At 73.2% G+C, this 18,270-nt stretch carries 14 protein-coding genes and 1 pseudogene; 11 read left to right on the forward strand and 4 right to left on the reverse strand.

The features are described from left to right. Positions 1 to 74: 74 nt before the first annotated feature. From groES to AB0873_RS05595, 3 genes are all read left to right on the forward strand, one after another. Positions 75 to 389 (forward strand): co-chaperone GroES, encoded by a 315-nt coding sequence (groES, locus tag AB0873_RS05585; RefSeq protein WP_089005269.1) that lies wholly within the window; start codon positions 75 to 77, stop codon positions 387 to 389. Positions 390 to 459: 70 nt separating this feature from the next. Next, positions 460 to 2,109 (forward strand): chaperonin GroEL, encoded by a 1,650-nt coding sequence (gene groL / locus AB0873_RS05590; RefSeq protein WP_366598587.1) that lies wholly within the window; start codon positions 460 to 462, stop codon positions 2,107 to 2,109. A gap of 127 nt (positions 2,110 to 2,236) precedes the next feature. Next, positions 2,237 to 3,793 (forward strand): molybdopterin-dependent oxidoreductase, encoded by a 1,557-nt coding sequence (locus AB0873_RS05595; protein ID WP_366598588.1) that lies wholly within the window; start codon positions 2,237 to 2,239, stop codon positions 3,791 to 3,793. Positions 3,794 to 4,135: 342 nt separating this feature from the next. Here AB0873_RS05595 and AB0873_RS05600 read toward each other — a convergent pair whose 3' ends face one another. After that, complete coding sequence (locus AB0873_RS05600; protein WP_366598589.1) at positions 4,136 to 4,519, reverse strand: WhiB family transcriptional regulator; 384 nt, start codon at positions 4,517 to 4,519, stop codon at positions 4,136 to 4,138. Between the two features lie 242 nt (positions 4,520 to 4,761). Between AB0873_RS05600 and AB0873_RS05605 the strand changes: the two genes are divergently transcribed. After that, positions 4,762 to 5,586, forward strand: a complete 825-nt coding sequence (locus AB0873_RS05605) for a response regulator transcription factor (RefSeq protein WP_155330303.1) — start codon at positions 4,762 to 4,764, stop codon at positions 5,584 to 5,586. A gap of 4 nt (positions 5,587 to 5,590) precedes the next feature. Here AB0873_RS05605 and AB0873_RS05610 read toward each other — a convergent pair whose 3' ends face one another. Continuing rightward, complete coding sequence (locus AB0873_RS05610) at positions 5,591 to 5,998, reverse strand: DUF5319 domain-containing protein (RefSeq protein WP_155330304.1); 408 nt, start codon at positions 5,996 to 5,998, stop codon at positions 5,591 to 5,593. 185 nt (positions 5,999 to 6,183) lie between these two features. Between AB0873_RS05610 and guaB the strand changes: the two genes are divergently transcribed. The 4 genes from guaB (at position 6,184) to AB0873_RS05630 (ending at position 11,926) form a co-directional block, all read left to right on the forward strand. After that, positions 6,184 to 7,746, forward strand: coding sequence for an IMP dehydrogenase (guaB, locus tag AB0873_RS05615; protein WP_196255839.1), 1,563 nt, complete (start codon positions 6,184 to 6,186; stop codon positions 7,744 to 7,746). Positions 7,747 to 7,775: 29 nt separating this feature from the next. Further along, positions 7,776 to 8,894 carry a GuaB3 family IMP dehydrogenase-related protein gene (locus tag AB0873_RS05620; RefSeq protein ID WP_155330305.1) on the forward strand — a complete coding sequence of 373 codons (1,119 nt, stop codon included), beginning with the start codon at positions 7,776 to 7,778 and terminating at the stop codon, positions 8,892 to 8,894. A 50-nt stretch (positions 8,895 to 8,944) separates the two neighbouring features. Beyond that, entirely contained in the window at positions 8,945 to 10,354 is a 1,410-nt protein-coding gene (locus AB0873_RS05625) for a M1 family metallopeptidase (RefSeq protein ID WP_366598591.1), read from the forward strand. Between the two features lie 102 nt (positions 10,355 to 10,456). Next, on the forward strand, positions 10,457 to 11,926 hold the full coding sequence (locus AB0873_RS05630; protein ID WP_366598592.1) for a M1 family metallopeptidase: 1,470 nt from the start codon (positions 10,457 to 10,459) through the stop codon (positions 11,924 to 11,926). Positions 11,927 to 11,972: 46 nt separating this feature from the next. On the opposite strand, the gene AB0873_RS05635 is transcribed toward AB0873_RS05630, so the two are convergent. After that, on the reverse strand, positions 11,973 to 13,109 hold the full coding sequence (locus tag AB0873_RS05635) for an LCP family protein (RefSeq protein ID WP_366598594.1): 1,137 nt from the start codon (positions 13,107 to 13,109) through the stop codon (positions 11,973 to 11,975). 145 nt (positions 13,110 to 13,254) lie between these two features. Between AB0873_RS05635 and AB0873_RS05640 the strand changes: the two genes are divergently transcribed. Together AB0873_RS05640 and guaA are read left to right on the forward strand one after the other, a co-directional pair. After that, entirely contained in the window at positions 13,255 to 14,949 is a 1,695-nt protein-coding gene (locus tag AB0873_RS05640; RefSeq protein WP_366598595.1) for a GMC family oxidoreductase, read from the forward strand. A gap of 118 nt (positions 14,950 to 15,067) precedes the next feature. Next, positions 15,068 to 16,621, forward strand: coding sequence for a glutamine-hydrolyzing GMP synthase (gene guaA / locus AB0873_RS05645; protein ID WP_366598596.1), 1,554 nt, complete (start codon positions 15,068 to 15,070; stop codon positions 16,619 to 16,621). A 202-nt stretch (positions 16,622 to 16,823) separates the two neighbouring features. On the opposite strand, the pseudogene AB0873_RS05650 reads toward guaA, so the two are convergent. After that, a pseudogene (locus tag AB0873_RS05650) lies at positions 16,824 to 17,063 on the reverse strand (PspC domain-containing protein); the annotation flags it as partial. A gap of 144 nt (positions 17,064 to 17,207) precedes the next feature. Between AB0873_RS05650 and AB0873_RS05655 the strand changes: the two are divergent. After that, entirely contained in the window at positions 17,208 to 18,155 is a 948-nt protein-coding gene (locus AB0873_RS05655) for an NUDIX hydrolase (protein ID WP_155330312.1), read from the forward strand. The last annotated feature ends 115 nt before the right edge of the window (positions 18,156 to 18,270 follow it).

The following is an 18,270-nucleotide window of genomic DNA, read 5'->3' on the forward strand; positions in this document are numbered from 1 at the left end:
CCCGCCCGGTGGCATGTGGCAGATTGCGCTGGCCGGCTTGCCGGCCGGTAACGAAACCAGTACCCCAGGAGGGTATGCCCGTGACTACCGCGACCAAGGTTGCGATCAAGCCGCTCGAGGACCGGATCGTGGTCCAGGCGAACGAGGCTGAGACCACCACGGCGTCGGGCATCGTGATCCCCGACACCGCCAAGGAGAAGCCGCAGGAGGGCACCGTCCTCGCTGTCGGCCCGGGCCGGATCGACGACAAGGGCAACCGCGTGCCGCTCGACGTCAAGGTCGGCGACACCGTTCTCTACTCGAAGTACGGCGGCACCGAGGTCAAGTACGCCGGCGAGGAGTACCTGGTGCTCTCCGCCCGCGACGTCCTCGCGGTCATCGAGAAGTAGGCAACCGAGCAGTGTCGTTGCCCCGGTCCGGCTCGCCGGGCCGGGGCAACGACGCTTCGAAGGGACATTCATGGCGAAGATCCTGAGCTTCTCGGACGACGCGCGGCACCTGCTGGAGCACGGTGTCAACGCCCTCGCGGACGCGGTCAAGGTGACCCTCGGCCCCCGCGGGCGCAACGTCGTCCTGGACAAGAAGTTTGGTGTGCCCACGATCACCAACGACGGCGTCACGATCGCCAAGGAGATCGAGCTCACCAACCCGTACGAGAACCTCGGCGCGCAGCTGGTCAAGGAGGTGGCGACCAAGACCAACGACGTCGCCGGCGACGGGACCACCACCGCGACCGTGCTGGCCCAGGCGATGGTCCGCGAGGGCCTGCGCAACGTCGCGGCCGGCGCCAACCCGACCGGCCTCAAGCGGGGCGTCGACGCGGCGGCCGCGAAGGTCTCCGAGGCGCTGCTCGGCAAGGCCGTCGAGGTGGCCGACAAGGAGGCGATCGCGCACGTCGCGACGATCTCCGCGCAGGACGCGACGATCGGTGAGCTGATCGCCGAGGCGATGGAGAAGGTCGGCCGCGACGGTGTCATCACCGTCGAGGAGGGCTCCACCCTCGCCACCGAGCTGGACGTGACCGAGGGTCTCCAGTTCGACAAGGGCTTCGTCTCGCCGAACTTCGTCACCGACGTGGAGGCGCAGGAGTCGGTCCTGGAGGACCCGTACATCCTGATCACCACGCAGAAGATCTCGGCGATCGAGGAGCTGCTGCCGCTGCTGGAGAAGGTCCTCCAGAACAACAAGCCGCTGCTCATCATCGCGGAGGACGTCGAGGGCCAGGCGCTGTCCACCCTGGTGGTCAACGCGATCCGCAAGACCCTCAAGGTCTGCGCGGTGAAGGCCCCCGGCTTCGGCGACCGCCGCAAGGCGATGCTCCAGGACATCGCGATCCTCACCGGCGCCGAGCTGGTCGCTCCCGAGCTGGGCTACAAGCTCGACCAGGTCGGCCTCGAGGTGCTCGGCACCGCCCGGCGCGTGGTGGTCGACAAGGAGAACACCACGATCGTCGACGGTGGTGGCCAGGCCTCCGAGGTCGCCGACCGGGTCGCCCAGATCCGCAAGGAGATCGAGGCCTCGGACTCCGAGTGGGACCGGGAGAAGCTCGCCGAGCGGCTGGCCAAGCTCTCCGGCGGCATCGCGGTGGTCAAGGTCGGCGCGGCCACCGAGGTCGAGATGAAGGAGCGCAAGCACCGCATCGAGGACGCCATCGCCGCGACCAAGGCCGCGGTGGAGGAGGGTACGGTGCCCGGCGGCGGTGCCGCCCTGGCCCAGATCCTGCCGGTGCTCGACGACGACCTCGGCTTCACCGGTGACGAGAAGGTGGGTGTCTCGATCGTCCGCAAGGCGCTGGTCGAGCCGCTGCGCTGGATCGCCCAGAACGCCGGCCACGACGGCTACGTGGTGGTGCAGAAGGTCGCCGGCAAGGAGTGGGGCCACGGCCTCAATGCCGCCACCGGCGAGTACGTCGACCTGACCAAGGCCGGCATCCTCGACCCGGTGAAGGTGACCCGCAACGCGGTCGCCAACGCCGCGTCCATCGCCGGTCTGCTGCTCACCACGGAGAGCCTCGTGGTGGAGAAGCCGAAGGAGCCGGAGCCGGCCGCGGGCGGCCACGGCCACTCGCACGGCCACGGCCACAGCCACCAGCACGGCCCGGGTTTCTGACCCACGTCGCAACCCCGTTCGGGGCGCACCGCCACGCCGGCGGTGCGCCCCGACGCGTTTCCGGGTGTGCTTACGGAACGCTGACGTCACTACCGGGCCGCCGCCCCGATCGGAAACACTGGGCGGCGTGACCACGACGACGAGGTACCACGCCGCCCTGGCCGGGGTGACCGCCGCCGCGGTGGCGCTCGGGTCGGCGGAGCTCGTGGCGGTGCTGACCGGCCCGCGCTCCGCGCCGCTGGTCGCCGTCGGGGGCCTGGTCGTCGACACCGTGCCCGAGCCGCTGAAGCAGGTCGGCATCGCGCTGTTCGGCACGTACGACAAGATCGCGCTGCTGATCGGGACGGCCCTGCTGCTGGCGGGCTTCGCCGCGCTGCTGGGCATGCTGTCCCAGCGCCGGCTGGCGTACGGCCTCACCGGCGTCGCGGCGTTCACCGCCCTGGGGGTCGGGGCGGCCCTGACCCGGGCCGGCGCGGACGGCGCCGACGCCCTGCCGGCGCTGGTCGGGGGCGGCCTCGGCGCGGTGGTGCTGTGGGCGTTCATCGCCGGCCCGCTGGAGCTGGACCCCTGGCCCTGGTCTCCACCCGTGCCGCCGGCCGAGCCCGCGACGCCGGACCCGGAGTCGCGGCGGCGCTTTCTCGCCGCCACCGGGCTGCTGCTCGGGGCGGCCGGGGTGGCCGGACTCGGCGGCCGGTGGCTGGCGGGCCGCCAGGGCGTCTCGGCGGCCCGGAGCGCGGTGACGCTGCCGCCGCCCGTCTCGCCCGCGCCCGCCGTGCCGGCCGGCGCCGACCTGGAGGTGCCGCAGCTCGCGTCGTACGTCACTCCGAACACCGGCTTCTACCGGATCGACACCGCACTGGTGGTGCCTCAGGTGGACCCGGCCACCTGGCGGCTGCGCATCCACGGCCGGGTGCGCAACCCGATCACGCTCACCTTCGACGACCTGCTGGCACGGCCGATGGTCGAGCGCTACGTGACCCTCGCCTGCGTCTCGAACGAGGTCGGCGGCGACCTGATCGGCAACGCCCGCTGGCTGGGTGTGCCGCTGAAGGAACTGCTGGACGAGGCGGAGCCGGAGGAGGGCGCCGACCAGGTGGTCGGGCGGTCGGTCGACGGCTGGACCTGCGGCACCCCCACGGCGGTGCTGCGGGACGGGCGGGACGCCCTGCTGGCGGTCGGCATGAACGGCGAGCCGCTGCCGGTCGAGCACGGCTTCCCGGCCCGCGTGGTGGTGCCCGGTCTCTACGGGTACGTGTCGGCGTGCAAGTGGGTCACCGAGCTGGAGCTGACCAGCTTCGCGGACTTCGACGCGTACTGGGTGCCGCGCGGCTGGTCGGCCCAGGGGCCGATCAAGACCCAGTCCCGGATCGACACGCCGCGCCCGCGTAACCGGCTGACCGCCGGCCCGGTGACCGTCGCCGGGGTGGCCTGGGCGCAGCATCGCGGCATCCGCCGGGTCGAGGTCCGGGTGGACGAGGGTCCGTGGCGGGAGGCGGACCTCGCCGCGACGGTCTCGGTGGACACCTGGGTGCAGTGGTCGTGGCGGTGGGACGCGACGCCGGGCGAGCACCGGCTGGAGGTGCGGGCCACGGACTCGACCGGCGAGACGCAGACCGGCCGGCGTTCGGCGTTGGCGCCCGACGGCGCGACCGGCTGGCACGCGGTCCGGGTGACCGTCCGCTGACCGACGGGTACCGCCCGGACCGCCAGCGGCGCCCCCTGGCCTGCCCGCCCGGTACCCGCTTCCGCGTGGCACCGTGGCGCGCCGGTACCCGCTTCCATGCCACCCCGTAACCCCGGCTCCGGACGCCACGCCATCGCCACACACCCTTTGCTCTGCTTCAACCCACGCACCGGAAGCGGGCCGAAACGTTGCGCCGGTTGAAGCAGAGCAAAGGGGGTCGTGCGGCACACCTGCGGGCGGGTGTCCCCGGGGACGGGGACGGGAACCGGAGCCACCTGCGCCCCAACCGACGACGCCGCGCCCTCGCTCGGGCGCGGCGTCGGAAGGATCCTCGGGCCGGTGTCAGGCGATCTTGCGCTGGGCGGGGACGGTCGACTTGTGCGGCCGGCCCAGGCGGGCCTCCAGCCGGGCGATGTCGACCCGGGTGTGCCGGCGATCGGCCAGGTCCTCCCAGCCGAGGGCGAGCAGCCGCAGCCGCTCGGACTCGCTGAAGCCGCCCCAGACGCCGTACGGCTCGCGGACGGCGAGGGCGTGCGCCGCGCACTCGGCCCGGACCGGGCAGGTGCGGCAGACCGCCTTGGCGCCCGACTCCCGGCGCAGGCGGGAGGAGCCCCGCTCGCCGTCCGGGTGGAAGAACTGGGCGCTGTCCCGACCTCGGCACGCGCCGAGACGCTGCCAGTCCCAGAGGTCGACGATGGGTCCGGGAAGTCTACGTACGTTCGACATCAGCACCCCTCCTTCCGCGCGGCACCGCGGAGTTCCCTGTGTTACCGGCGTCCGCGCTGGCGCGCCGTGTCCGGCTCGAGGTCCCGGTACCCGGGGTCCGCGCGGCTCACACTTCTGTGATCCAAAACCTCGGACAACTCGCGGCATATGCCCCAACTGTCGGAAAAGTTCGAAGGATTGCCCGGAACCACCTCCCGACGGGACCCGGCCATGGTCTGCTCGTGAACGGAGAGGAGACCACTGTGCGTACGGTTCTCGTGTGCGTTCGGACGCCCTTGGCGGCGCAGCACCTGACCTCCGCGGCGGCGCGGCTGGGACTGTCCGGGGCGGTGCGGACCGCCGTCTCCGATCCCGAGGTGATGCTGCGGCTCGCGGAGCGTCCCGCCGACGTGGTGCTCGCCGACACGGCGCTCACCCGGCCGGACAGCGCCGGGTTCGTCCGCCGGGTGCTGGCCCGGGCGCCGCAGGCCGCCGTGCTGCTGCTCGGCGCCGAGGAGTCCGAGGCGGCCGCCGCGACGATCAACGCCGGCGCCCGTGGCCTCATCCAGGGCACCGACCACGACCTCACCAGCGCGGTGGCGAAGGCGCTGCTGCTGCTCTCGGCCCCCGGGCGGGCCAACCGGCACCGGGTCACCGACCCCGTTAGGGACGCCGCCTCCGTGGGCGGGCCGGCCCGCTCCACGCCGGCCGGCCGGACCCCCGCCGACCCGCCCACGGCCTGGTCGGCCAGCTCCACCGACCCGGCCGCCGGGCATCCGACGGTGGTGCCCGTGCAGCGCGGTGACGACCCCGCCGAACCGGCCGGCGAGCCGGAGGGTGCGGTGCCGGGCAACCAGCGCAACGCCTCCGCCGCCCGGAACGGGCGGGCGTCGATCGGGCTGACCGAGCGCGAGCTGCAGGTGCTGCTGGGGATGGCGGAGGGCAAGAGCAACGCCGAGATCGGGCGTGAGCTGTTCGTCTCCGAGGACACGGTCAAGACCCACGCCCGGCGGCTCTTCCGCAAGCTGGGCGCGCGGGACCGCGCCCACGCGGTGGCCGCCGGCTTCCGCGCCGGGCTGGTGGCCTGACCCCTCAGCGCCCGGAGCCCGGCTCCTCGTCCGAGCCCTCGCTCAGCGTGTCGTGCACGCCGTCGGCGTACCCGCGCGCGTAGTCCCAGCTGACGTAGTGGTCCGGATCCGGGTCGTACGCCGGCTCGTGCACCCGGGGACGCCCGGAGCTGAGCAGGTGGCGCAGATTACCCCGGAGCAGGTCCCAGTCGAAGTAGTGGGGCTCCCGGCAGTCCTCACACTCGATCACCAGCCCGCGCACCCCGATCGGCGCCAGCAGCGCCTGGTAGATCTCCAGGTCGGCCAGGTCCTCCAGGACGTCCTGCCGCTCGACGTCGGTCAGCGGGTCGAGCGACTCGTCGCCAGGATCGTGCAGGCCGGCGGTCGGATCGGCCGGGTCGCCGTTGAACGGGTCGATGGGCTCGTCGTGCACCCCCTCACCGTAGACCCAACCCCCCGCCGACGCCCGCCCCCGGGCCGTGCGTGACCTGCCCCGCCACCGGCGGGGACGGGGCGGGTCACTGGGTACGATGGGGCGACGCGCCGTCACCCGGCGTGCGCCGGTGCCCGCCCGCGCCACCTCGCTGAAGCCCGTCCGAGCAGCTCAGGGGAGCAATCGTGGAAATTTCGCCCAGCACCGCTCAGCCGACCGGCGCCGACAACGGCGAGCTGGGCGGCCACCTGCCGGAGCTGCCCGCCGGCTCGGCGCGAGTGGTGCCGCTCGGGCTCACCTTCGACGACGTGCTGCTCCAGCCGGGCGAGTCGGACATCGTGCCCAGCCGGGTGAACACCCGCACCAAGCTGACCCGGTCGATCGAGCTGTCCATCCCGCTGCTGTCCAGCGCGATGGACACGGTGACCGAGGCGCGGATGGCGATCGCCATGGCCCGCCAGGGCGGCATCGGCGTACTGCACCGCAACCTCTCCGTGGAGGACCAGGCGCTCCAGGTCGACCTGGTGAAGCGCTCCGAGTCCGGCATGATCACCAACCCGGTGACCGCCAGCCCGGAGGACACTCTCCGCGACGTCGACGCGCTCTGCGGGCGGTACCGCATCTCCGGCGTGCCGGTGGTCGACGGCGACGGCCAGCTGGTCGGCATCGTCACCAACCGCGACATGCGCTTCGTGTCCGACCCGGCCACCCCGGTCCACGAGATCATGACCCGCACCCCGTTGATCACCGCCCCGGTCGGCGTCAGCAAGGACGAGGCGCTCGCCCTGCTGCGCCAGCACAAGGTCGAGAAGCTGCCGATCGTCGACGGCTCCGGCAAGCTGCGCGGGCTGATCACGGTCAAGGACTTCACCAAGAGCGAGCAGTACCCGGACGCCACCAAGGACGACGCCGGCCGCCTCCGCGTCGCCGCCGCCGTCGGCGTCGGTGAGGACGCGTACAAGCGGGCCCGCACCCTGGTCGACGCGGGCGTCGACGTGCTGATCGTGGACACCGCGCACGGCCACCAGCGGGCCGTGCTGGAGATGGTGGCCCGGGTCAAGAAGGACACCGGCATCGACGTCATCGGCGGCAACATCGCCACGTACGCCGGCGCGAAGGCACTGGTCGAGGCCGGCGCGGACGGCGTCAAGGTCGGGGTCGGCCCGGGCGCCATCTGCACGACCCGGGTGGTCGCGGGTGTCGGCGTACCGCAGATCACGGCGATCATGGAGGCGGCGCGGGCGGCGCGGCCGGCCGGCGTCCCGGTGATCGGCGACGGCGGCGTCCAGTACTCGGGCGACATCGCCAAGGCGCTCGTCGCCGGGGCCGACACGGTCATGCTGGGCAGCCTGCTGGCCGGCTGCGAGGAGAGCCCGGGCGAGCTGATTTTCGTCAACGGCAAGCAGTACAAGGCCTACCGGGGGATGGGCTCGCTGGGTGCCATGCAGTCCCGGGGCCAGGCCAAGTCGTACTCGAAGGACCGCTACTTCCAGCAGGACGTGACCAGCGACGAGAAGCTGGTCCCCGAGGGCGTCGAGGGCCAGGTGCCGTACCGGGGGCCGCTGGCCCGGGTCGCCCACCAGCTGGTCGGTGGGCTGCGGCTCGCCATGGGGTACGCCGGTGCGGAGAGCATCACCGAGCTGCACCAGCGTGGCCAGCTGATCCGGATCACCGCGGCCGGGCTCAAGGAGAGCCACCCGCACGACATCCAGATGACCGTCGAGGCGCCCAACTACCACACCCGCTGACCCACCACCCCCAACCACCTGGAGTCCCCATGCGTGACGTGGTCGAGATCGGGCTGGGCAAGACCGCGCAGCGCGGCTACCACCTGGACGACATCGCGATCGTGCCGAGCCGCCGCACCCGGGACGTCGACGACGTCTCCACGGCCTGGCAGCTCGACGCGTACCCGTTCGGCATCCCCTGCGTCGGCCACCCCTCCGACGCGACGATGAGCCCGGCCTCGGCGGTGAAGCTGAGCCAGCTCGGCGGCCTCGGCGTGCTCAACGTGGAGGGTCTGTGGACCCGCTACGAGAACCCGACGAAGGTGCTGGAGGAGCTGGCCGGCCTGGACGAGGACGCGCGCCACACCAAGCGGCTCCAGGAGGCGTACTCCGAGCCGATCCGTCCCGACCTGATCGCCGAGCGGGTCCGCGAGCTGCGTGCCGGCGGCGGCACGGTGGCCGTGCGGGTCTCGCCGCAGCACACCCTCGCGCTCGCCCCGGTCATCCTCGACGCCGGTGTCGACATCCTGGTCATCCAGGGCACCATCGTCTCCGCCGAGCACGTCTCGACGACCGAGGAGCCGCTCAACCTCAAGGAGTTCATCGCCGACCTCGACCTGCCGGTCATCGTCGGCGGCTGCACCGACTACAAGACCGCCCTGCACCTGATGCGTACGGGTGCGGCCGGCGTCATCGTCGGCATCGGCGGCGACGACTGGTCCACGACCGACTCCGTGCTCGGCATCCGGGTGCCGATGGCCACCGCGATCGCCGACGCGGCCGCCGCGCGGCGCGACTACCTGGACGAGACCGGCGGCCGGTACGTGCACCTGATCGCCGACGGCGACGTCATGACCTCGGGCGACATCGCCAAGGCCCTCGGCTGCGGGGCGGACGCGGTGATGCTCGGCGAGCCGCTGTCGCTGTGCGCGGAGGCACCGGCCGGTGGCGCGTGGTGGCACTCGGCCGCCAGCCACCCGTCGCTGCCGCGTGGCGCGTTCGAGGTGGCCGGCGAGCCGCTCGGCTCGATGGAGCAGCTGCTCTTTGGCCCGGCCGACGAGCCGGACGGCCAGCTCAACCTGTTCGGCGGGCTGCGCCGCGCGATGGCCAAGTGCGGCTACCGCGACCTCAAGGAGTTCCAGAAGGTCGGCCTGGTCCTGGACCGCTGACCCGCCCCGAGAAGCACCGCACGCACCGGTCGCGCCGATAGGCTCGACCGGTGCGTCGTACCTCAGCCCCGGTCCGCCCGGGCCTGGCCGTGGCCGTCGCGGCGGCGGTCGTGCTCGCCGGCTGCCTCCCGACCAGGGACGACGACGGCTTCCACCCGGGCGCGGCCGACATCGGCGACCCGTACGTCCCGGGGGCCGGCAACGGTGGGTACGACGTGGACAACTACCGCCTCGCCGTCGACTACGACCCGCCCGGGGACCGGCTCTCCGGCCGGGCCGTGGTCACCGCCACCGCCACCGAGCCGCTGTCCCGCTTCAACCTGGACCTCGTCGGGCTGGACGTGACGGCGGTGACCGTCGACGACGCCCGGGCCGAACACCACCGCGACGGCGACGAACTGGTCGTCACCCCGGAGCGGGGGCTGGCCCGGGGCAGCCGGTTCACCGTCGAGGTGACGTACGCCGGCGTTCCCACCGCCCGCCCCGACGGGCAGCTGGGCAGTGGCGGCTTCCTGCACACCGAGGACGGGGCGATCGCCCTCGGTCAGCCGTACTCGGCCGCGACCTGGTTCCCGGTCAACGACCACCCTTCCGACAAGGCCACCTACGAGATCGAGGTGACCGTCCCGGACGGGCTGGAGGCGCTCAGCAACGGCGTGCCGGGCGGGCGGACCAGCGCGGGCGGCCGGACCACGTGGCGGTGGGCCGAGCGGACGCCGATGGCGAGTTACCTGAGCACGCTGGTGATCGGGGACTACCGGGTGACGACCGGCACCCACGCCGGGAAGCCGATCGTCACGGCGGTGCCGGAGCGGCTGGCCGCGACCGGCCCGGAGGCGAGTTCGCTGGCCCGCACCGCCGAGATCGCCGACTTCCTGGCCGGCCGGTTCGGGCCGTACCCGTTCGGGTCGTACGGCGGGATCGCGGTCACCGACCCGCGGGTGGGGTACGCGCTGGAGACGCAGTCCCGGCCGGTCTACGGGCCGGGCTTCTTCCGGGGCGGGCGGCCCAACCTCGGTGTGGTCACGCACGAGCTGGCGCACCAGTGGTTCGGCAACAGCGTCGCGGTGGCCCGCTGGCGGGACATCTGGCTCAACGAGGGCTTCGCCACGTACGCGGAGTGGCTGTGGGAGGAGCACGACGGCGGCCGGACCGCGCAGCGGAACTTCGAGCTCCGGTACGCGATGACCGACTGGTCGCGACCGACGCTCGACCCCGGCCGGGGGCAGCTGTTCGGCAGCGCTGTCTACACGCGCGGTGCGCTGGCCGTGCACGCGCTGCGTCGGACGGTCGGTGACGACGCCTTCTTCACGATCCTTCGCACGTGGACGGCCGAGCGGCGTGGCGGCAACGCCACCACGGACGATCTGGTGGCGCTCGCCGAGCGGGTCTCCGGGAAGGATCTGCGCCCGCTCTTCGACGCCTGGCTGACCGGGCGGACCGCGCCGACCCTGCCGTGATGGACGCGTGATCGTCAATCGGTAGGCTCCCGCCTGCGCCCGGCCGGAGCGGGGCGGGGCGGCCGGCGTCGACCGGCCACGGCGACGGGGAGAGGACTGCTGATGGTACGTGGACGACGAGCGCCCCGGGCGGGCGTCGGTCTGCTGATGGCGGGTGTGTTGGGGGTGAGCGGCTGCCAGTCGTCCGAGCCGACGGCGGCACCCGAGCAGTCGGCCGCACCGACGGCGACGCCGACGCCGGCGCGGAACTTCACGCCCGGAGCGGCCGGTGCCGGCGACCCGTACTTCCCGAGCTACGGCAACGGCGGGTACGACGTCACGGCGTACACGGTGAAGGTCCGCTACGACCCGGCGAAGGACCAGTTGAGCGGCGTGACCACGGTGAAGGCCACGGCCACGGCGGACCTGTCGTCGTTCAACCTGGACCTGGCCGGGTTGACGGTCAGCGGTGTGACGATTGACGGTGCCGCCGCCGGGCACGAGCAGGAGAAGAACGAACTCGTCGTCACCCCGGCCGCCGGCCTGGTCTCCGGCAACGGCTTCACCGCCGAGATCACGTACGCGGGCGTGCCGAAGCCGCTGAAGAACGAGGTGCTCGGTGAGGGCGGGTGGCTGCACACCGGCGACGGGGCGATCGCGCTGGGCCAGCCGGAGTCGGCCAGCACCTGGTTCCCGGTCAACGACCACCCGTCGGACAAGGCGACCTACCAGTTCGAGATCACCGTCCCGGACGGCCTGACGGCGGTCAGCAACGGCGTGCCGGGCGGGAAGACCAGCACCGGCGGCTGGACCACCTGGAAGTGGGCCGAGAACACCCCGATGGCGAGCTACCTCAGCACGGTGGCCATCGGCAAGTTCCGGCTCACCCAGAGCGAGCACAAGGGACGGCCGGTGTTCCACGCGGTCACGACGAAGGTGTCCAAGGGCGCCGCCGACGCGTCGATCGCGAAGACGCTCAAGGTGGCGGACTACCTGGAGACCGTGTTCGGCCCGTACCCGGTGGACGCGTACGGCGGCGTGGTGGTGTCCGACGAGCGCATCCGGTACGCGCTGGAGACGCAGAGCCGACCGGTCTACTCCGCCGGCTTCTTCCGCCGTGGCGAGAACACCGGCGTGGTGGCGCACGAGCTGGCCCACCAGTGGTTCGGCAACAGCGTGGCGCTGGAGCGGTGGCAGGACATCTGGCTCAACGAGGGGCTGTCGTCGTACGCGGAGTGGCTGTGGGCCGAGCACAGCGGCGAGGGCACCGCGAAGCAGGCCTTCGACATCCGGATGGCCCGGGTGCCGGCGGAGGTGTGGCGGACCCCGCCGGGTAAGCCCGGCGTGAAGAACCTGTTCAGCGAATCGGTGTACGAGCGTGGCGCGATGACCGTGCACGCGCTCCGGGTGTCGGTCGGCGACAAGGCGTTCTTCCAGATCCTGAAGACCTGGGCGCAGGAGCAGCGGAACGGCACCGGCACCACGAAGGAGTTCGTCGAGCTCTCCGAGCGGATCTCCGGCAAGCAGCTGGACAAGCTCTTCGACGCGTGGCTGTACGACACCAGGAAGCCCGCCGTTCCCAAGCCGCTCTGAGCGGTGGTGTCCCCGTCCCCGCCGCCGGTCGGCGGCGGGGACGGGCTCACGATTCCTGCCGCAGCTCCGGATGCGCGGCCAGGTACGCATCGGCGCGGCCGGCCCGGAGCTCCGGGAGGAACCCGCGCCCGACCTGGGTGAGCTGTTCACCGCGGTAGCCGCCGCCCCGGCCGACGGATGCGCCGGGGAGACCGACGAGGACGAGCCGGTCCGGATCCAGACCGCCCAGGGCGTAGGCGACGTCGACGATCCGCGGCCCACCGGCGTAGATCAGGGTGTCCCCGAGTGCCGCCACCACCTGCTCGACCCGCGCCGGGTCCCGGGCCAGGTCCTCGTCGAGGATCTTCGTGACCAGTGCCTTGATCAGCTGCTGCTGGTGGCGCTGGCGCGCGTAGTCGCCACCGGACATGTAGCGCTGGCGCGCGTAGTCCAGCGCCTGCCAGCCGTTGAGGTGCCGTACGCCCGGCTCGTAGACCATCTGCGGCCCGACGTACCCGCCGCCGCCCGGCTTCGGGGCGCGGTGGGTGCCGTCCGGCCGGCGGTGCTGCGACACCACCCGCTGGTCGATCCGCAGGTCCACCCCACCGAGGGTGTCCACCAGCCGGTCGAAGCCGCCGAAGGTGAGCACGGCGCCGGCGTCGATCCGCAGGCCCGTGTAGCCGCTGACCGTGCTGCGCAGCAGGTCGTACCCCTGGGCGGGGTCCGGATTGCGCGGCCGGCCGGGCACCCGGCTGCCGTAGGCCATGGCGTGGGTCAGCTTGGTGCGCCCGCCGCGGTAGTCGGCCCGGGGAAAGGCCGGGATGTCGACCAGCAGGTCGCGGGGGAGTGAGAACAGGTACGCCCGGTCCAGCCCGCGCGGCACGTGCAGGACGAGGACGGCGTCCGAGTGCGGCTCCCAGGCGGGGTCGCTGACCCGGGTGTCCACCCCCACCAGCAGCAGGTTGAGCGGGCCCGTGATGGCGGCGGCGCCGGGCGGCGGGCCGGTCGGTGCGGGCGACGGCGTGGGCGTGGGGGTGGGGGTGGGGGTGGCTCCGGTGGCGCTCGCGTCGGGCGCCGGCCGCTGCGGGCCGCGGTCGGCCAGCGTACGGACCACGGCCGCCCCGCCGGCCGTGAGCAGGACGCCGGCGGCGAGCGCGACCAGGGCGAGGCGCCACCCACGGCGCGCGTCGGACCCGAGGACCATCCGGCCACCCCTTCCCCCGTGCCTGAAGAAACGCGCGGACGGGGGCACCGGGTTGCGCCGGCGCTCGACTATCCGTCGAACGGGTTTCCATGATCGCGGCAAACTGCCCCTGGCGCGACGGCTACCCGCCGGTAATGATGCGTTCATGCGGTACGACGTGGTCGTCATCGGGTCCGGGTTCGGCGGCAGCGTGAGCGCGCTACGGCTCGCCGAGAAGGGCTACCGGGTGGGGGTCCTGGAGGCCGGGCGCCGCTTCGCCGACGAGGAGTTCCCGGAGACCTCGTGGCGGGTGCGGCGGTTCCTCTGGGCGCCGTGGCTCGGGTGCTACGGGCTCCAGCGGATTACCCTGCTGCGGGCGGCCGACCGGAAGGCCGGCGGCGGGGTGATGGTGCTCTCCGGCGCCGGGGTGGGCGGTGGCTCACTGGTCTACGCCAACACGTTGTACGAGCCGCTCGACGCCTTCTACGACGATCCGCAGTGGCGCGACGTCACCGACTGGCGGGACGAGCTGGCCCGCCACTACGACCAGGCGAAGCGGATGCTCGGCGTCACCACGTACCCCGTCACCACGGGCGCGGACCGGGCGATGCGGTCGGTGGCCGAGCGGATGGGGGTCGGGCACACCTTCCACGCCACCCCGGTCGGCGTGCACATCGGCCGGCCGGGGCAGCGGGTGCCCGACCCGTACTTCGGCGGCGCCGGCCCGGAGCGGACCGGCTGCACGCACTGCGGCGGCTGCATGACGGGGTGCCGGCACGGGGCCAAGAACACCCTGGTCAAGAACTACCTGTGGCTCGCCGAGCGGCTCGGTGTCGACGTGCACCCGCTGACGACGGTGACCGCCGTGCGCCCGGTCGAGGGCGGCGGGTACGCGGTGCACACCGTGCGGACCGGGGCCTGGCTGCGCAAGCGCCGCCAGGTGATCCACGCCGACCAGGTGGTCTTCGCGGCGGGGGCGCTCGGCACCCAGCGACTGCTGCACGGGATGAAGGCGAGCGGGGCGCTGCCCCGGCTCTCGTCCCGCCTCGGCGAGCTGACCCGGACCAACTCGGAGGCGATCCTCGGCGCGTCGGTGCCCCGCCAGCGGGCCCGGGCGGACGGGACGGACTTCACCGAGGGTGTGGCGATCACCAGCTCGTTCCACCCGGACGCGCAGACCCACATCGAACCGGTCCGTTACGGGCGGGGCTCCAACGCGATGGGGCTGCTCCAGTCGCTCCTGGTCGACGGCGGCCCGCGCCGGGTGCGCCGCTGGCTGGGCTCCATCGTGCGGCAGCCGGGCGTCGCGGCCCGGATGCTGTCGGTCCGCGGCTGGTCGGAGCGGACGGTGATCGCGCTGGTCATGCAGTCGGCGGACAACTCCCTGACCACCCGGATGCGGCGCGGGCCGCTGGGCCGGCGGCTGGTCTCCGGCCCCGGCCACGGCGCCCCGAACCCGACCTGGATCCCCGCCGGCAACCAGGCGGTGCGGCTGCTCGCCGAGGAGATCGGCGGGGTGCCGGGCGGTGCGCTGACCGAGCCGTTCAACATCCCGATGACCGCGCACATCCTCGGCGGCGCGGTGATCGGTGCCACCCCCGACGACGGGGTGATCGACCCCTGGCACCGGGTGTACGGGCACCCGGGCCTGCACGTGGTGGACGGCGCGGCGGTCTCGGCCAACCTCGGCGTCAACCCGAGCCTCACGATCACCGCCCAGGCCGAACGCGCCATGTCCTTCTGGCCCAACAAGGGCGAGCCGGATCCCCGCCCATCCCTCGGCGCCCGCTATGTCCGCGTCCCCCCGATCCCCCCGCGCACCCCGGCCGTCCCGCCCGACGCCCCCGGCGCACTGCGGTAAGGAAGGGCCCCTTGTTAACGCCTCCGGTAGAGCCGGGGACCCTTGTTAACAGCCTCACCCCGACGCGCCCGCCGGGTGGCGGCCGGGCGGGCCGTGACGGTGGGTAGGCTTTCTGCACATGAGCACGCCTCGCCCAGTCCTGGTGGTGGACTTCGGAGCCCAGTACGCCCAGCTCATCGCGCGCCGGGTGCGCGAGGCGAAGGTCTACTCGGAGATCGTCCCGCACACGATGCCGGTCGCCGAGATGCTGGCGAAGGACCCGGCCGCGATCGTCCTGTCCGGCGGCCCGGCCAGCGTCTACGCGCCCGACGCGCCGCAGATCGACGCGGGCATGTTCGACGCCGGGGTGCCCGTGTTCGGCATCTGCTACGGCTTCCAGGCGATGGCCCGGGCGCTCGGCGGCACGGTCGCGAAGACCGGCAACCGGGAGTACGGCGGCACCCCGCTGCACACCCGTCCCGAGGCCGGCGTGCTGCTCCGGGACCTCCCCGACGACCTGCCGGTGTGGATGAGCCACGGCGACTGCGTCACCGAGGCGCCGGCTGGCTTCACGGTCACCGCCGAGTCGGCGGGTGCGCCGGTGGCCGCCTTCGAGGACCTGGCCGGCCGTCGCGCGGGCGTGCAGTTCCACCCGGAGGTGGGGCACACCGCGCACGGTCAGGAGATGCTGGCCCGCTTCCTGTACGACATCGCCGGCATCGAGCCCACCTGGACGCCGGAGAACATCATCGACGAGCAGGTGGCCCGGATCCGCGAGCAGGTCGGCGACAAGGAGGTCATCTGCGGGCTCTCCGGCGGCGTGGACTCCGCCGTCGCCGCGGCGCTGGTCCACAAGGCCGTCGGTGACCAGCTCACCTGCGTCTTCGTCGACCACGGCCTGCTGCGGGCCGGGGAGGCGGAGCAGGTGGAGAAGGACTACGTCGCCGCCACCGGCATCAAGCTGAAGGTGGTCGACGCGCAGGAGCGCTTCCTCGGCGCGCTCGCCGGGGTCACCGACCCCGAGCAGAAGCGCAAGATCATCGGTCGGGAGTTCATCCGGGTCTTCGAGGCCGCCGCGCGGGAGATCGCCGCCCACGGCGACGTGGAGTTCCTGGTGCAGGGCACCCTCTACCCGGACGTGGTCGAGTCCGGCGGCGGCACCGGCACGGCCAACATCAAGAGCCACCACAACGTCGGCGGGCTCCCGGAGGACCTGAGGTTCGCGCTGGTCGAGCCGCTGCGCACGCTCTTCAAGGACGAGGTCCGCACCCTCGGGCTCCAGCTCGGCCTGCCCGAGGCGATGGTCTGGCGGCACCCGTTCCCGGGGCCGGGCCTGGCCATCCGGATCATCGGCGCGGTCGACGAGGAGCGGCTGGCCGTGCTCCGGAAGGCCGACCTGATCGCCCGCCAGGAGCTGTCCGCCGCGGGTCTGGACCGGGGCGTGTGGCAGTTCCCGGTGGTCCTCCTGGCGGACGTGCGCAGCGTCGGCGTGCAGGGAGACGGGCGCAGCTACGGGCATCCGGTGGTGCTGCGCCCGGTCTCCAGCGAGGACGCGATGACCGCCGACTGGTCCCGGCTGCCGTACGAGGTGATCGCCCGGATCTCCACCCGGATCACCAACGAGGTCGCCGAGGTCAACCGGGTGGTCCTGGACGTGACCAGCAAGCCGCCGGGCACCATCGAGTGGGAGTGAGCCGGGCTCACGCCGCGGGCGGCACGGGCGGCTGAGGCGCCGGCCGGCTCTGCGGCGTCGGGACCGGCGCGGTGGTCGCCTCGGGCGTCGCCGCCGGCCACGGGGCCGGCTGCGCGGGCGGGGTAGCCGTCGTGGTCGGCGCGGCCGGCGTGGTCCCGGCCGTCGGCGTGGTTTCGGCCGTCGGCGTGGGCACGGCCGCCGTCGGGTGCGGCCAGGCGGGCGCGCCGGCCGGCTCCTCCGGCATCAGGAACCACATGATCGGGTACGCGAGCAGCGCGAGGCCGCCGGTGAGCAGGCCGGTGACCGCGAAGATCACCCGGACCAGGGTGGGGTCGACGTCGAAGTAGCGGCCGACTCCACTGGCCACCCCGGCGACCATCCGGTCGGTGACGGGGCGGCGGAGCTGCTTGTACGGGGCTTGGGGAATACCGGTGGTCGTCATGTCTCCACGGTCCGCGCCGGGCTGCCGGCCGACCTCGGTGACCGCCCGGATCCATACCCTGACCCGCCCCTGATGCGGGAGCTTAGAGTCAGGAATCTGACTCTTTTCGATGCCGGTAGCCGGTTGCGGGGAGAATTTGGCTCCGTGACCACCATGCTGGAGCCGCTCCGCAGGATCGCGGCGTACGCAGTCTGCACTGACTCAGTCGGTCGGGTGTTGCTGGTCCGCGCATCGGAGCGCTCCGGCACCCCCGGCACGTGGTCGCTGCCCGGAGGCGCGGTCGACCACGGCGAGGATCCGCACCACACCGTCGTCCGGGAGACCGCGGCCGAGACCGGGCTCTCGGTCAGCGTCGCCGGCCTGAAGGACGTTCTGGCCGACATGCGGGCGCTGCCCGAGCGGGGCATCACCATCCACACCGACCGCCTCCTCTACCGGGTGTCGGTCCGTGGCGGGACGCTCACCGACCGGGTCGACCGGCCCACCGACCTGGCCCGCTGGTTCACCCTCGACGAGGCCCGCGAGTTGCCGCTGCGCTCGTTCACCGCGCGCGCCCTGGGCCTGCCGGCCTCCTCGGCGGACATCGTGCCCGACGAGCCGCCCGAGTTCCCGTCGTTCTACGCGGTGCCCGGGCCGGACGGCCTGCACCGGGCGCAGCGCTTCGCCGCGTACGCCGTGGTCACCGACCCGGAGGGGCGGGTGCTGCTCACCCGCGTCTCGGACGGCTACCCGGGAGCCGGGTGCTGGCACCTGCCCGGCGGCGGCACCGACTACGGCGAGCAGCCGGGCGCCGCGCTGATCCGGGAACTGGTGGAGGAGACCGGGCAGACCGGGCGCCTGGTCGAGCTGCTCGGGGTGGCGAGCCACCGCGACGCCGCCTCGCTGGGCCCGGAGGGGTACCCGATCGACTGGCACGGCGTCCGCGCGTTCTACCGGGTCGTGGTCGACCAGCCCGCGCCGCCGACCGTCGCCGACGTGGGCGGCTCCACCTGCGAGGCCCGCTGGTTCGCCCGCGAGGAGCTGGGCGCCCTCCCCAGCGACCGGCTCACGGAGGTGACGGCGGAAGCCGTCCAGGCCGCCCGCCTGACCTGATCGCCCACCCCACCCCGGGTTCGCCCGGCGCCGCACACGTCGATCATGAAGTTATTGTCGGGACACGCCGGTGTCGACGGCGATAACTTCATGATCGACGTAGTGCGGACGGGGG

The sequence above is a fragment of the Micromonospora sp. NPDC047707 genome, assembly GCF_040704235.1.
GTDB lineage: Bacteria > Actinomycetota > Actinomycetes > Mycobacteriales > Micromonosporaceae > Micromonospora.